This is a genomic window from Echinicola pacifica DSM 19836, assembly GCF_000373245.1.
Lineage (GTDB): Bacteria > Bacteroidota > Bacteroidia > Cytophagales > Cyclobacteriaceae > Echinicola > Echinicola pacifica.
In genome coordinates this window covers 77,479-93,964 of sequence record NZ_KB890738.1, presented here as the reverse complement: position 1 = coordinate 93,964, position 16,486 = coordinate 77,479, and the positions used below count along the sequence as shown (strand labels likewise).

At 42.2% G+C, this 16,486-nt stretch carries 10 protein-coding genes; 5 read left to right on the top strand and 5 right to left on the bottom strand.

Annotated elements, in window-relative coordinates; all coding sequences use genetic code 11:
* Positions 1-8 precede the first annotated feature (8 nt).
* On the bottom strand, positions 9-3,248 hold the full coding sequence (locus B050_RS0100350; protein WP_044201579.1) for a SusC/RagA family TonB-linked outer membrane protein: 3,240 nt from the start codon (positions 3,246-3,248) through the stop codon (positions 9-11).
* Positions 3,249-4,076: 828 nt separating this feature from the next.
* On the opposite strand from B050_RS0100350, the gene B050_RS0100345 reads away from it, so the two are divergent.
* The 5 genes from B050_RS0100345 to B050_RS0100325 all read left to right on the top strand — a co-directional run bounded on the left by B050_RS0100345 (position 4,077) and on the right by B050_RS0100325 (position 9,944).
* Positions 4,077-5,540, top strand: coding sequence for a Gfo/Idh/MocA family protein (locus tag B050_RS0100345; protein WP_018471876.1), 1,464 nt, complete (start codon positions 4,077-4,079; stop codon positions 5,538-5,540).
* Between the two features lie 333 nt (positions 5,541-5,873).
* Complete coding sequence (gene rimO, locus B050_RS0100340; RefSeq protein ID WP_026235502.1) at positions 5,874-7,187, top strand: 30S ribosomal protein S12 methylthiotransferase RimO; 1,314 nt, start codon at positions 5,874-5,876, stop codon at positions 7,185-7,187.
* Positions 7,188-7,409: 222 nt separating this feature from the next.
* Positions 7,410-7,658 carry a hypothetical protein gene (locus B050_RS0100335; RefSeq protein ID WP_018471874.1) on the top strand — a complete coding sequence of 83 codons (249 nt, stop codon included), beginning with the start codon at positions 7,410-7,412 and terminating at the stop codon, positions 7,656-7,658.
* Between the two features lie 85 nt (positions 7,659-7,743).
* Positions 7,744-8,907, top strand: coding sequence for a hypothetical protein (locus B050_RS0100330; protein ID WP_018471873.1), 1,164 nt, complete (start codon positions 7,744-7,746; stop codon positions 8,905-8,907).
* Positions 8,908-8,936: 29 nt separating this feature from the next.
* Positions 8,937-9,944 (top strand): adenosine kinase, encoded by a 1,008-nt coding sequence (locus tag B050_RS0100325; RefSeq protein ID WP_018471872.1) that lies wholly within the window; start codon positions 8,937-8,939, stop codon positions 9,942-9,944.
* Between the two features lie 256 nt (positions 9,945-10,200).
* On the opposite strand, the gene B050_RS0100320 is transcribed toward B050_RS0100325, so the two are convergent.
* The 4 genes from B050_RS0100320 to B050_RS0100300 all read right to left on the bottom strand — a co-directional run bounded on the left by B050_RS0100320 (position 10,201) and on the right by B050_RS0100300 (position 16,322).
* Complete coding sequence (locus tag B050_RS0100320; protein ID WP_018471871.1) at positions 10,201-12,093, bottom strand: HAD hydrolase-like protein; 1,893 nt, start codon at positions 12,091-12,093, stop codon at positions 10,201-10,203.
* A gap of 516 nt (positions 12,094-12,609) precedes the next feature.
* Positions 12,610-14,097 carry a Do family serine endopeptidase gene (locus B050_RS0100315; protein WP_018471870.1) on the bottom strand — a complete coding sequence of 496 codons (1,488 nt, stop codon included), beginning with the start codon at positions 14,095-14,097 and terminating at the stop codon, positions 12,610-12,612.
* Positions 14,098-14,324: 227 nt separating this feature from the next.
* Positions 14,325-14,753: an Hsp20/alpha crystallin family protein gene (locus tag B050_RS0100310; protein ID WP_026235501.1), complete on the bottom strand. Its 429-nt coding sequence runs from the start codon at positions 14,751-14,753 to the stop codon at positions 14,325-14,327.
* A gap of 231 nt (positions 14,754-14,984) precedes the next feature.
* Positions 14,985-16,322, bottom strand: a complete 1,338-nt coding sequence (locus B050_RS0100300) for an alpha-L-fucosidase (RefSeq protein ID WP_018471867.1) — start codon at positions 16,320-16,322, stop codon at positions 14,985-14,987.
* Positions 16,323-16,486 lie beyond the last annotated feature (164 nt).

Sequence of the window (16,486 nt, the reverse complement as noted above, 5' to 3'; positions counted from 1 at the left end):
TTTTAGGCTTAGAAAGAAACATTTAAACCAAAGATAAACTGACGTTGATTCGGATATTGTCCTTCATCAATTCCAAAATTGGTGGTGCCACCTGAAATTTCTGGATCCAGACCTGAATACTTGGTAATGGTAAATAAATTGGCCGCTTGCACATATACTCTCAAGGCGCCCAAGTGCAGTCGATCGATCTGAGTCTTGGTGAAGTTATAGCCTATTTGAGTTTGTTTTGCTCTTAAATAAGATCCTTTCTCCACAAAATAAGAGTTCGGTACACCAGCAGTACTGAATGAGCCTTGGCTCTCTTGGATGGGAGCAGAGGCATTCATATTCTCTGGAGTCCAGGAGTCATATAGGGCAGTATAACTCTTTGCTCCCTGGAATGAGCTATAGAAATCGGTCCACCATTTTACATTATTCCAAATGTCATTTCCGCTAACTCCATAAAGGAACATGCTGAAATCCCAGTTTTTATATTCCAGGCCAAGGTTGATACCGTAGCTGAATTTTGGATTTGGATTGCCAAGACCTGTACGATCATCAGCCGTGATGATACCGTCACCATTGACATCCTGATACTTAAATCTACCTACTCCGATTCCATCCTGGTAGGTGGCATTAGGATCATTCAATATCTCCGAAGCAGAGGTGTTGGCTTGATCTACCTCAGATTGAGAGTCCCAGAATCCTACGACCTGATAGCCGAAGAACTCACTTACTGGTCGGCCTACCTGGTTTCTGATAATATTACTACCATTAAATCGACGACCTTCCTGATCAAAATAAGGTACCCCGTCAGCAATTTTCACAATTTCATTGCTATAAGTCGTGAAGGATAAGGAGGTATTGAAAGTCAGGTCCTTGCTTATGGTGAAATACGTGCTCGCATCAAAGTCCAGCCCTTTATTTGTCATCTTGGCAATATTGATATAGGGAGGCTCGGCAGTACCCTCAGTGGCGATTACCTCTGGGTTATATAGTAGATCATCCACCGTTTTGGTGTAATAATCGATGGTCAACTGTAATTTACCTTGCCATAAACTTGCATCTACACCTATATTTGAGTTGATATTTCTCTCCCATTTTGCATCAGGATTGCCAATTCGCTTTTGCTGAAATCCTTCGGTAATTACGGAATTGCTTCCATCGATTGGGTAATAAGAGGAATTCTTCACCCCTTCATAAGTGGAGAAGGAGTTGTCAGGTGCTACGTTCAGCTGATTTCCCATCACTCCATATCCACCTCTGATTTTCAGGTCGTCCAGCCAGTTGGATTCTGGCATGAAGTCCTCTTCGGAGACTCTCCAGCCTGCACTTATTGCTGGGAACACCCCAAATTGCTCATTCAGGAATCGGGAGGATCCATCACGACGTACCGTCGCACTGACGATATATCGGTCATCATAAGAGTAATCTACTCTGCCAAAGATGGAGAATAGTGCATCCTTATACAGGGAGCTGGTATGCTGCTGTGTGCCAGATCCATTCGTTAGCGTTACATAGTTCGGGTCAAAAGAGAAGTATCCTTGAGTGTATCCTTCCATATTTCTGCCGTTATTTTTATAGGCCTCTGTGCCTGCAAGAATGGACAGGTTATGCTTATCATTTATTTCTCGCGTATAAGTGACCGTATTGGTCCAGGTATAGTTGAAATTAAAATCTGCTCCTTCAGTATATTGGTTAACACTTAAGTTTTCGGAGTTTTCATATTCCGGGAATTGGAATCTATTATATGAGTTGGCATAATATTGTCCCCCAAAACTTGTTCTTGCCTTAAAGTGCTTTAAGAAATCCACTTCAGCAAAGACATTACCAAAGAGCCTGCTGGCCACTCCGCGGTTATTAGCGGTTCTTTCTTGGATAGCTACCGAGTTTTTGGCATTTCCCAAGCCCGGCCCAAAGGATCCGGCAAAATTGCCCATGATATCATATACGGGGATGATAGGCTGCTGTCTGAAGGACATGCCAATAGCACTTCCCTCGTCCAAATTGGAAATGGTTGGGTTTTGAGAGATTGAATACCCTAAGTTTTCACCGATTCTAATGTTTTTAGTTACATTATAGACGCTGTTTGCTCGAATAGTATATCTCTTTAGATAAGTATTCATGAGCGTACCTTGCTGCTCAAAATAATTGGTGCTGAAGAAATAGTTTCCTTGGTCACCACCGCCACTTACAGATAGGTTATGACTTTGGATTCTTGCTGGCGCAAAGATCTCCTGAAACCAGTTGGTGCCAGACTTATTGGCCTCCACTATTCGGTTGAAGTTGTCTAGGTCCTGAGCATCGGTATAGAAAGGATTCACATTATAGGTGGATTCATCGACCGTCTGAGACCCTGCTGGGGAGATATAATTTGGCAATACCGGATTAGGGCCTGATCCATATTGCTCGTCATTGATGACGGCATCCGGATTGCCATTTCTGATGGCTTGAAATTTCAGGTTCGCCATTTCCTGAGGGTTCAGGATATTCCATGGGTTGCCGCTTCTCACCGTCTGCGTACCGATGTACATATTATAATTCACTTTCACATCTCCACGACCTCTCTTTGTGGTGACGATGATCACGCCATTGGCCGCTCTTGACCCGTAGATGGAGGCTGCACCAGCATCCTTAAGGACCTGCATGGTTTCCACATCATTTGGGTTAAGGTCATTGATGCCGTCCGTAGGGACACCATCTACCACATATAGAGGAGTGTTATTCCCGAAGGTGTTGACGCCTCGGATTTTTACCTGAGGGGCCTGTCCAGGCTGTCCTGATCCGGTGATGGTTACCCCGGACACTCGGCCTTGCAGCTGGCTGGTAAGGTTGGCGGTAGGTTGCTGGCTCATTTCGTCCATTTTTACTACGGACACAGCACCGGTTAAGTCGGCTTTCTTCTGAGTACCGTAGCCTACTACCACCACTTCTTCCAGACCTGTTACATCGGAGGAAAGGGTGACATTTATTGATTTTTGACCATTAATAGGTACTTCCTGCGTGGTGTATCCAATAAATGAAAATACCAAAATACCATCTCCGGGGGCTTGGAGGCTGAATTTGCCGTCTAAGTCGGTGATGGTTCCGCTGGTGGTGCCTTTTTGAGAGATATTGACGCCGGGGATGGACTCTCCATTATCTGCATCTGTGACTGTACCTGTGATCTGTATGCTCTGGCCATAGGCCGCATGATTGGGGAAACTGGCCGCTAGAAATAAGCATAGCGCTGCCAGGCCCACTTTTAGGTGGGTTATAGTTTTTTTCATGAGGGTTAGATTATTATGGTTTTTAATTCCAAAAAAAAGGTAAAGCAAAGGTCCTGAGCACTGGTATTCCAAAACAGAACTTATCTCTTCAGAAGAAATAAACTAGGCTGGTCCATCAGAAAATCAAAAATTTTACGGCACCATAAATTTCGGAGCTTTCTTTAGGGTTGAGGGATCATTATCCCGAACCGTAGAAAGTAGGTAGTTTGATTAGATTTAGCATAGGTTTTTATTTAGGTATTATGAGAAATTCAAAATGAGAACGTTTGCATTTTCTGAGCTATAACCAAATAAGGAAGGTTGTAAACTGAGAATGCTATTTTGGATAATGGGATAGGGTAAAAATTCCCGAAGGCCTAATGGGTTCTATTCCGGCCATGTCTAAAAGTAAAAAATAAGGCTACTATATTCGGGTTAAAATTTTTCATATGAACTAGGTTTAGGGTTAATATTGTATCAATTGGTAGTAAATTATATAATATTAATCAAAAAATAAAATTTTTTATAAAAGGATTTATTTCGGGTATGAAATGGATGATGATTTTGATCTGAAACGCCGATAATTCCAACAGTTGATGGATTATTTTAGAAAAATAAAGTTTTGAATATAAATAATTATATTTTTACATAGATGTCGATCCTTGGAATTGGGCAAAGAATGGAAAGCGAAGGATTATATCAAGGAGGAAATATTACCTCTATTTGAAGAGGTGTTTATGAGGCTTTGGCCAATGTTATTAAATAAGTAAAAGTAGGAATTGATACAGAAAAATGCCTATTTTTAGGAAGGTAATTCGATTAAGCAAAACCCTGTTAACTAAATACCCAATGGAAAACCCGGAAAAAAAAGCCGATAATTCTCGGAGAAATTTTATTAAAAACACAGCATTAGCCTCTTCAGTATTCATTGTGCCAAGGCATGTCTTGGGTGGAGTAGGATTTACTGCTCCCAGTGATCAACTAAATATTGCGGCCATAGGCGCCGGAGGTAAAGGAATAAGTGATATTAAGAACGCTTCTGTCAATGGCAGAGAGCGCGTTGTTGCCTTGTGTGACGTTGATTTTTCAGGTTCTGCAGCACAGTCCGTTAAGAATTTTCCTGATGCCAAGAGGTACCAAGATTACAGGGTGATGCTTGACAAGGAAAAGGACATTGATGCAGTGACCATTTCTACGCCAGATCACGTGCATGGTCCGGCTGCGGCATTTGCGATGCAACGAGGCATACACGTGTACGTGCAGAAACCTATGACTCATAATATTCGTGAGGCGCGGATGCTTACCCAGATGGCGAGAGACCAAAAAGTGGTAACCCAAATGGGAAACCAGGGTGGCTCCAATCCATTATTAGGGATGATCCAGAAATGGGTGGATTCAGACAAGTTAGGGGCCATCTCTAAGGTGCAGATCTGGACCAATCGTCCAGTATGGCCTCAGGGGAATACCTTCCCTCAGCCTGATCCAAGCCAGAAGCCGGATGATCTCGCCTGGGACCTTTGGTTAGGCCCATCCAAGAAAATTCCTTATACTCCAAATCTTCATCCGTTCAACTGGCGTGGATGGTGGGAATATGGAACAGGTGCTTTGGGCGATGTAGGATGCCACCTAGTGGATATCCCTTTCAGGACCCTGGGCCTTCACTACCCCAAAGATGCTGAATGCAGCGTAGGGGCAGTGTACTCTCAGATGTGGACGCCTGATTATCATCCGGAAGGATGCCCTGCCTCATCTTTTATTACTTTGCACTTTGATGCGACAGATAAAAGTAAGGCTCCAATAGAAATGACTTGGAGTGATGGTGGTATTCGTCCTTCACACCCTGATATTATCCCTGCTGATCACGATATCGGAGGAGCTGAAAGTGCCAACGGCGTATTGATCATTGGCGAAAAAGGCATAATCTCTACCAATATTAATGATAGCTCTCCATTGATGCCTAAGTTGTACCTCAATGATGGTACCACCGAGTTTGGCCCTGAAACGGAGGACTTCCCAGAGCCAGAATATGGCCACCAACGCAAGTGGGTGGATGCCTGTAAAGCTGGTTTTGCAAGCAAGGAGCATAAGGAATTGACCTCCTCATTTGACTATGCCGGACCTATGACTGAGACGGTACTTATGGGTAACCTGGCAATCAGAAGTTATATGCTAAGAAAAGAAAATGCCAAGGGCAAGACGGAATATTATGGCCGTAAGAAGTTACTTTGGGATGGTGAAAAAATGCAGATCACTAACCTTGAAGATGCCAACCAATTTGTGGGCCGTACCTACCGCGAAGGTTGGGAGGTATAATCATCGCTTTTAATAGGTAAGGGTTCCTTGGAATTTGGCTTTTTTGATTAGCCGAAATTCTTTTTGAGAAGACCTTATTATATTCTATAATCCGCATTTCACCATTCGTTTTTATGGGGGAATGCGGATTTTTTTATGGCCGTTGTTTCATCCACACCCTCACTAAAAGCCTTGGTAGATAAGTAGATAGTGTTGTTTTGTCTGATTAGAGGGGGCGCTAGCGAGAAACTATTTTCATTTTGGGGAATGGATATGGAAGATTGGAGTTACAAATGCGCTGATAAGCAGGTGTATTCTATAACTTTTTGTACTTTTGCAACAAAGGAAAAAGATTTGAAGGCGAGAACACTAAAAAAAGATAAGGTAAACATCATCACGATGGGATGCTCCAAGAATCTGGTGGATTCAGAAGTGATCCTTACCCAGCTTAAGGGCAATGGGATAAATGCAAATCATGAATCTGGGGAATCTGATAATAATATTGTGATTATCAATACTTGTGGGTTTATTGATAATGCTAAGCAGGAATCCGTGGATACCATATTGCAGTATGTGGATGCAAAGGAAAAAGGACTGGTAGAGAAGGTGTATGTTACCGGCTGTCTTTCTCAGCGGTATAAGGATGATTTGGAAAAAGAGATTCCTCAAGTAGATGCTTTCTTTGGTACCAGAGACCTGCCTGCATTACTTAAGAAATTTAAAGCAGACTATAAGCATGAGTTGGTGGGTGAGCGTCTGTTGACGCATGCCTCACATTATGCCTATATGAAAATTTCTGAGGGTTGTGATCGGCCTTGTTCTTTCTGTGCTATTCCGCTGATGAGAGGAGGCCATGTGTCCACCCCGATAGAGGAGCTGGTACGGGAAGCGGAGCATAAGGCTGCTAATGGCACCAAAGAGCTATTGCTGATTGCGCAGGATTCCACCTATTATGGGTTGGATTTATATAAGAAAAGGCGACTCGCTGACCTCATGGGGGCTTTGGCAGACGTGAATGGCATCGACTGGATTCGTTTACATTATGCTTACCCAACGGGGTTTCCGATGGACGTAATTGATGTGATGAAGGACCATCCGAATATCTGTAATTACCTCGATATTCCTCTTCAGCATGGATCTTCTGATGTGCTGAAAGTCATGAGAAGAGGTACAAGCAGGGAGAAACAAGAGGAGCTTATCCATAGCATCCGGGAAAAAATCCCTGGGATAGCCATACGGACCACCTTGATCGCCGGACATCCGGGAGAGGGGGAGAAGGAGTTTCAGGAAATGGTGGACTTTGTGGAGAGAATGCGTTTTGAGCGATTGGGTGTATTTACTTATTCTCATGAAGAGGATACGCATGCATTCGGCATGGCCGATGATGTGCCTGCGGAAGAAAAGCAAGCCCGTGCCAATCACCTGATGGAAGTGCAGGAGCAAATCTCCTTTGATCTAAATCAAGAAAAAGTGGGCAAAACCTTTAAGGTGCTTATCGATAAGAAGGAGAATGGATACTTTGTGGGCCGGACAGAGTTTGACTCTGTGGAGGTGGATAATGAGGTGTTGATCGACGCTGCTGCACATTATTGCCGAATAGGTGATTTTGTGGAGGTAAAAATTTCCGATGCCACCGAATTTGATCTTTATGGTGATGTAGTAGAATAAGAAAAACAGTTTCAATTATAATAATTGTAGAATCCACGTAATATTGGTGATAAATGCCAAAATTACGTGGATTTTTGTATGTTAGGAGAATAGTTTTTAACTTATAGAAGATTGCGAAGGTAAATGCTGTGATGATCCAGGCATTGAGACATAATAAGTAACCCAAAATGGTTTCCTTAGGAAATAGGCCGAAGGAGTTCTTTTACTAAAAACCTACTTGATATGAAAAAGCTTATTGCTTATCATATTATAGCTATGATGCCCATGATGTTGGTGATGCAGCTCTATATATTCGAATATATACCGTTTGAGTATTTTCTTATATTGTTTCTGGTTTACTTTTTTGTTTACCGTCCGATTGTAGATTACCGAAGGCTGAAGGCAAAAGGTTTAGTAGATAGAAAGGCATTTTTGAAGTCGGCAGGATTTGTCAGGTTTCGTTATGTTCAGGAGTTGATGTTTAAGAAATAGATATTCCCCCATGATAGTAAGGATCATCCTTCATATTCCAGCGAAATCTCGCTATTTTTAACATTCCAAAATTAATATAGATACAATGAATGTACTGGAGGTAACCAGTTCTTCCGATGCGCGGGAGTTTCTGGAGATGGCTGTCAGGTTATATAAAGAAGAACCAAATTGGATTAGGCCTCTTGATGAGGATATTGAGGGGCTTTTTGATCCAGTCAAGAATAAATTGCTAAAAAGAGGCGCCAAGTGTAAGCGTTGGTTATTGCTGAATGATGAGGGAGAAACGATAGGCCGAGTAGCGGCTTTTACCAATCCCAAGTGGAAAGAAAAGCAGCCGACCGGTGGAATGGGTTTCTTCGAATGCATAGAAAATAAAACTGCCGCTTTCAAATTATTTGATACCGCGAGGGCTTGGCTGCAGCAGCAAGGCATGGAGGCCATGGATGGCCCCGTGAATTTTGGTGAGCGTGACAAGTGGTGGGGACTCCTTGTAGAGGGATTTACTCCCCCTAATTATAATATGCCTTGGAACTACCCTTACTATAAGGACTTTTTTGAAGAATATGGTTTTCAGGTATATTTTAAGCAGTTTACCTATATGCGTCAGGTTTTGGGAGTTGACTTTGACCCTAAATTCTATAAAAGAGCGGCCATCACCCTGGAAGATCCCGATTATTCCTATCGCTATCTGAAAGGAAAAGAGATGTATAAGAAGTTTCCTGAGTACTTCACAGCGGTATATAACCAAGCTTGGGCACGTCATATGGGGAAATCCATGACGATCAAGGAGGCGGAAATCATGCTCAAAAAGCTGAAACCTGTGGTTGATGAACGTTTGATTTACTTTGGCTTTTATAAAGGTGAGCCCATAAGTTTCTTCATCTCCATCCCAGAATTAAATCAGATTTTCCAGCATGTGAATGGGAAATTGGATTTGCTGGGTAAGGCGAAATTCCTTTATTATAAGATGTTTAAGCCTCCCATCAAAATGCTCGGATTGGTATTTGGCGTGGTTCCTGCCCATCAAGGCAAGGGCGTGGAAAGTGCTATGGTGAAGAATTTTAGTGATATGACTTATAATAAGTCCTTCCCTTATGAGACCATTGAGATGAATTGGATAGGTGATTTTAGCCCTAAAATGATGCGGGTATGTGAGCAGCTAAATGCCAAAATCTACAAAACTCACCATACCTACCGTTATCTATTCGATAGGGAAAAACCATTTGAGCGTCACCGGATTTTTGAATAAGTAGAATACTATATTAACTAAATATAAAAATGACACAGAAGAAGTATGATGTAGTGGGTATGGGAAATGCCCTTGTGGATATAGAATTTAAGGTTTCTGATCAGTTTTTGACTGAAAATAAGGTAGAAAAGGGGCTGATGACTTTGGTGGATGAGGAGAGGCAAAACGAGCTAATGAAGGTAATCAATACCGCTGAGGCCAAAAAACAGTGTGGAGGCTCTGCCGCAAATTCCGTGATTGCTGTCAGCCAGTTTGGAGGAAGATCATATTATAATTGCAAAGTGGCCAATGATGCTCTTGGAGAGTTTTTTGTGCAGGACCTTAAGGCAGCCGGTGTGCAGCATAATCTTTCCGTAGGCCAATTGGAAGAAGGAATTACAGGCAAATGCCTCGTGATGGTGACCCAGGATGCCGAAAGGACCATGAATACGTTTTTGGGAATTACACAAAATTTTTCCAGCTCTGATGTGGAGGCTAGTGTCATCCCCGAAGCAGATTATTTATACATTGAGGGCTATTTGGTGACCTCTCCAGAGGCGCGAAAAGCAATGATCCAAGCTAAGAAAGTCGCAGAAGAAAGCGGTACCAAGGTGGCGGTGACCTTTTCTGATCCGGCAATGGTGAAGTATTTCAAAGATGGATTTGTGGAAGTGATAGGCGAAGGCGTTGATATGCTTTTTGCCAATGAGGAAGAGGCGATGATCTTTACAGGTAAGGATAGCTTGCTCGATGCTCGCGAAGAGCTTAAGAAAATAGCAAAGCACTTTGTAATCACTCAAGGAAAAAATGGGGCTATGATCTATGATGGAGATACTTTCATCGATATTGAGCCTTATGCCACCGAAGCGGTGGATAGTAATGGTGCCGGCGATATGTTTGCTGGAGCTTTCCTTTATGGAATTACCAATGGTCATTCCTATGCTTCCAGCGGGAAATTGGCCAGCCTGGCAGCCTCTCAGGTCGTAAGTCAATTCGGCCCGCGCTTGGAGAAATCTCAAGCTCAGACGATTTTGGAGCGATTAAAACCTGAATTATAAGATTACCCGTCCCAGGAGAATAAAAATCCCCCTATTCATTGATCCGAAGATTGATAATAGGGGGATTTTTTTAGTTGATAAGCCTTAGACTTGCTCCATAAGGCCCAATATAATTACCTGTTAATCTTATTGTTTTTTACCAACTAATTGCTCTGAATACTCAAGAGAAGGCATTTACTTTACTCGGCGTATAAGCATAATCTTATATACCTCGATCTCAATTCACGCTATGGCTTTTTGGTATGCCGCCATTCTTTTATACCATCAAGAGGAATTCAGCAAGCAGTTCCTCAGAAAATAATTCCGTTAATAAGATGAATTTAATGTTCTTCAGTTTCATCCAGATACTTTTGCGGACAAAGTTTTTGCTTTTTAGATAAGCTACTCGTACTTTATTTTTAGCAATAGTAATCGGACTGATTTTGGAGTTTATCTCCTTTTTCGTGCTGGTTTTCAGTAAGTCAAATAGCAGTGAAGAAAGGTCCAAATAGTTCTTTCTAGAGTAGCTTTTGGTTATGGAATGATGATCATAGCTAGCGCCCTCCAGTTTGCGTACATCCGCCAGGAAGCAATTCGCTTGCTCGCTGATAAACTGGTCCAGCTGGCTATTGAATGCTAGATTCTTTGTATGAAGGGCTTCCTGTCCTTGTGTCGGTATATTGACAAATAGGATAGGGATATGTCCGGGAATGGATTTTCTAATTTCCCGGAGGTTTTCGGAGAAATCCTCGGGGCTAATAGGGCCTAAATGCTTGAAATCTTTACTGAACTTAATTAAATCCTCCTCCGAGTATTTTGATGCCCCTCTGGTGAGGAAGTAATCCAGGAAATACGGGTGATTTGCTGGGTCGGTAAGGTCCTTTAGGGAATTACCTAGGCAGATGCGGAAGCCATATTTCTTGTTTTCATACTGTGGCTGATATAGGTCGGTCTCCACCGCCAGGACCAAGGCGTCTGGCAAATCATCCAAAATGCTGGTTTCATGATAATGATGGTCAATGAAAGGAGTATGAGCTAATATTTGAGCTTTCTGATCAGTGGAGAGCTGCAGCGCTTGCACTAAGGTGTAAGTACTCAAAGGGATCAAGGGAAGGTGATCGGTCACATAGTTTACCTCCTCATCGATGCTTATGCCGTTTTGTTCCAGATAAAATAAGGATTGCTTAAAATCACAGGGTCCTCTGAATAGTAATTTTAAGGCGGAGGCCTTAGCTTTTTTCTTAGGTGCTATATCAAGCTGCTGGCTTTCGGTGATCCAGGTGGGTGCTTGACCCTCCAGTGTTTCTGCCACTTCCGGAATGATAGTAAGCTGAGGGCTATTAAGTTTATGATAGATATAGCAGGGGATGCCGAGATTCAATACCCGACAGGAAAATACAAAATGCTCCAGGGTATGATCACTATTATAGGTGTAAAAGCCAACTACGCCATAATCCCCAAAGTTATCCTTGACATGGATTACTGCAGACTGCTTGGAGCGGTCTTCCAAAAGCAATTTTACCGCATCTCTATCTATTCTTTTTTTGGTGAAGTTTAGCTGATTGGTTCTTTCGATGAGCTCGGATATGCGGTCAATATATTCGCTACAATCCTCGATGACCTGTACCTGGATATTGGAGGCACGTAAGAAATCCTCATTAGAAGAGTAGGTTTTCTCGACATCGTGCTTCTCTTCCAGAATCTTGTATTGCTTTAGTCTGGTCAATGCTGCATCCTCCTTTCCCTTGAAAGCTTGGTGCTCGGTGATATGAGGGATGAAGTCTGGGAAGAAAGCGTGGATTTCAGGATTATAAAATCTCGCCTCTTCAAGATTAGAATGATTGTCATCTAAGAATACTACGTTGGGTGCGCGCAATTGGCAATTCTTGATGATTTCCTGGATAAGGACGCCCTTAGGTTTCCATTCAATAGCTGGAAATACGAAATATTCCCAAATCCCAAGTTCCTCTAATTTGGCTTTGGCCATAGCGAAATCATTTTTAGAAACTATGCTATTGATGATTCCGCGCTCGCTTAGGGCTTTGACTAGTTCAATATTTGTAGGGATTGGGGTGACTCCTTCTTCACTCAGGGTGCCTTGCCAAAATGTTTCGTCAAGATCCCAAATGATAAGTTTCACCTTATCCACTTTTGGATATAGTACTTCCATGGTTAAATCGAGTAGTAATTTCTTCTATTCTGCTGATAATATGATTGTTAATATCTTTTAAAAAATACTTAAAAGCAAGACAAATACAATAAAACGTATTTTAAAGATCGGTTTTTGTGTTTGAAATTCAGTAATACTGTTTAAAATAAATTGGATTATTCATATTTAATTGAAGTTTTTATAATGCAAAAACCAATAAACCTATCAAAAAATTTAGTATTTGATGTTTTAAGGATAGCTTAAATTTAGCCTTATTTTTTCTTACCTGTAAGGGTTCGATGGTCATTATTATGCCTTGTGAATTCCATGGATTCACTCTGGATTTTGAATATAAACGGAAGTGCAGCAGTTACCTATTCTGAATGAGCTCTTGCTTTAGGACTTAAGGGTTCTTTGGCGGTGCAGGAGAAAGGGAGTAAACTAGGAGGGCCACCTTAAATCATTTGCGATCAAAAAAAAAGGCCTCCCAATATGGGAAGCCTTTTGATACATACATAAACCAACTAAACACTAATATTATTTATCGAGTGTAATCTCGAAATATGATTTCTGTCCATTAGGGTAAATCCCAAGGATCATTATTTCTTCGCCTTTATTGGCTTGTAGAGTTCTCTTAAGATTTTTGGAATCGCCTACTTTATCACGTCCGATATGCGTGATGACAAAGCCTTCGCGGGCTCCCGCCTTTTCCCACTTTTCGTTGTCGATATCTTCGATGATCACACCACCATCAATATTGAGGCGCTCCTGCAGGCCGATTTCAAGGTCTTTGAAGGTTACAGATTCGAATTCATTGGTGCTTACCTCAGCCTTCTTGACCACTTTGGTGGTGCCTGATAGGTTCTTTAAGGTGGCCTCTACTTCCTTCTCTTTTCCGTCTCTGAGGTATTTTACCTTCACTTCATCGCCCGGCCTTTTTCTAGCTACGAGTTCCTGTAATTGCGACACATTATTGGTGGTTTTTCCATCTACGGCTATGATGATATCACCAGGCTCCAGACCTGCTTCATCCGCGCCGGAGTCTTCATTTACATCCGCTACATAGACTCCTTGATTTACGGCAATATCCTTGTCCAGGAATTCTTTAGCGATATTGACATCCTGAATGGAGATTCCAAGCAAGCCACGCTGCACGGTACCGTATTCCAATAGATCGTCCATTACTTTTTTGACGATGGAGCTTGGTACAGCAAAGGCATAGCCACTGAAAGCTCCCGTTTGGCTGGCGATAGCAGTGTTGATACCGATCAGCTCACCTGCCAGATTGACTAGGGCGCCACCGGAATTACCTCTATTGACTACGGCATCCGTCTGGATGAAAGATTCTATCTGGAGGTTGTTATTTTCATTACGAAGGATTCCAATGTTTCTGGCTTTTGCGCTGATGATTCCTGCTGTTACCGTTGAGGTAAGATTGAAGGGATTGCCGACAGCAAGTACCCATTCGCCCACCTGGGCTTTGTCAGAATCGCCAAAAGGCACAAAAGGAAGATCGGAAGCTTCTATTTTAAGCAAAGCAAGATCCGTGGTCGGATCCGTCCCGATGAGTTTTGCTTCATAATTGGTATTGTCATACAGGGTGATGTTGATGTCTTTGGCGTCTTCGATCACGTGATTATTGGTGACCACATATCCGTCTTTGGAAATGATAACGCCAGAGCCTGAACTCATCCCTTCGCGAGGTTGAGATTGGCCTCCATTAGGATTCCTAAACTCAAAAAACTCCTCAAATGGATTGCCGCCGCCCCTATTGCTTTGCATAGTGACCGCGCTCTTGATATGGACCACTGCTGGAAGTACCTGGTCTGCAGAGGCTACAAAATTGATCCCATCGGGAACATTAAATTTGTCATCCTTAAGCCAGTTTACAAAACTGGTGTTCTGCTTTTCTTCAAAGCTGGAAGTCTTATTGCTGGGAGATAAGAAACTTACTCCTGCAATGGCCACCAGGCCACCAATCACTGAGGCAAGGATAATGCTGAGGAAGAATTGCTTTCTATTCATATGGTTTCTCCTAAAATTTTAATGATAGTTTTACTGCTAATAATACACGAATATAGGGCTGCTTAGTTCCCGAATACCTATTAAAGATTTATTAAAAATAGGCTATTTAACACCTTTTAACAATGATAAGTCTTCAATAATATTTGGATATTTCCGCTCACTCTTATGTATTAGTTGTTTGCTAAGGATGAAAAAAGGTAAGCAGAACCTCTGCTTACCTTCTACAATTACTTCACACTAATGGAGGATTTTTGAACTTTCTTTTCCGTTTTAGGTAGGCTTACTTTTAATATTCCTTCCTCATAAACAGCCTCTATAGTGTCGGGCGATACATCTTCGGGTAAGAAGAATGATTTGCTGAAGGCCCCGTATTGGGTTTGCACAGCATGGTAGTTTTTACCTTCTTTAGCTTCCTTCTGCTTGCGCTCTCCGGATATGGTTAGTTTACCGTCCACCAAATCGATTTTAAAATCCTCCTTCTTTATCCCTGGCACGGCAAGCTCCAGTTCGTACGCCTTCTCATCCTCAGAAATGTCCACTGATGGAATGAATTTCGGGCCAGCTTGCTGTACTGATTCATTAAAGAATTTGTCCAAAAGACCAGAAAATGAAGATGGGTAATTAGGTTCCAAGTGATTATATCTTACAAGTTTCATAATGGTATGTTTTTATGTTTTCTATTAATTTTCGATTTCAAACATACTATAGTGAAATTCATACCAAAGCTGTTCTAGCTTATTTTAGCTGTCATTATGACTGCTTTAGCCTCTTCTACTCTGTATTGTATGTCATTATGGCTCTTTTTGAGGATGGAGCTTATTCCTTTGTGACAAAAAAAGACTCCTTCTATAAGCAGAAGGAGTCTTAGTGGATGGAGTTATTGAGGTTTAGTTGCTCTCGATTACTTGTCCTTTTTCTCTGTAAAGCTCCACAGGGCCGTCCAGTAATACCGCAAGCACGGTGATGTCTTTATCATACACATGATCAGGGATGTCGATGTATTTGAGTCCAGGAATGTGAGACCAATATTGTTTGCCCACTTCCCTATGGGATAATTTGGTACCGTCGCCGACCACCCAGATTCTATTAATTTTATTCTTAAGACCTTTGATGACCAAAGATTCATTTACCTTATAGTCCAGGTAGATGTATAGGATGGTCTTATCTTCTGAAAGGGTGGTGGGGGCATATACGTGTCCTTCAGGGATTCCTGCCTGGGTTTCGTAGATGGCTGAAGCATGCTTGCTGGTCCATCTCCCAAAGGATTTGAGTATGTCCACGGATTGCTCAGGGAAAGTGCCATCAGCTTTTGGGCCAATGTCCAGCAGAAGATTTCCGCCCATGTGGAGGCAATCCACAAAGATCCGTAGGAGCTCGCTTGGCGATTTATAGGCGAGGTCATTGCGTTGATATCCCCAGCTGTTGTTCATGGTGAGGCATAATTCCCAATATTTGCTGTCGGGACTAGTCACGGGGACCCCTTGCTCAGGTGTGGCATAGTCGCCTAGGTTACCGCCGATTCTTGAGTTGATGATGATATTAGGGTTCCATTCCTGAAGTTGGCTTTTTAGTTTTTGGCTCTTCCACTCCTCCGCCTTGTGCTCCCAGTCCCCATCAAACCAGTAGAGGTCTGGATGGTAGTTTAGAGATAGTTCCTCTAATTGCTTAAAGTTGAAATCTACGAATTTTTGAAACTTTTCAGGATTGTCCTTGTATCGGTACTGGGTACGGGTCTTGCGATCGTAATCAGGATGTGACCAGTCCAGCACGGAAAAGTAGATGCCTTTTTTGAGGCCTTTATTTTCGAGGGCTTTCATGAATGGGCCAACCAGGTCCCTTTTGGCAGGGGTCTTATCCACCACATTGAGGTCGCTGGCTTTGGTGTCCCAAAGTGCTACTCCGTCATGGTGCTTAGCGGTGAGGACCGCATATTTGGCACCTGATTCTTGGATGAGGCTCGCCCATTTCTCAGGATCATACTTGCTGGCGTTGAATCCATCCAACTGCTTCATATAGTCCTCATGCGAAATATAATCATTGAAAAAGGACCAGGATTCGTCAATTCCATTGACGGCATAGATTCCCCAATGGATAAATACCCCTAGCTTGGCTTCCTGAAACCATTCCATTTTCTCTTGCTCCTTGCTGTCCTGCGCCTTGGCACTAGGATGAATGGTGGAGATCAGTATAGCTAGTCCAAATAATATACGCAGTGAGGTTTTCATATCCTGTTTTTATTCATGGTGTATTAAGAAGGTGAATTTACGTAAAAATTAAATTATAATTGAATACCTCGTAAGTTTTAATAAAAAATTTACTTACTAAAATAAGTTTTCGTAAAAAATATGCTATTAATTGCTGCCATCGTTTATTTACATTTAAGATAAGG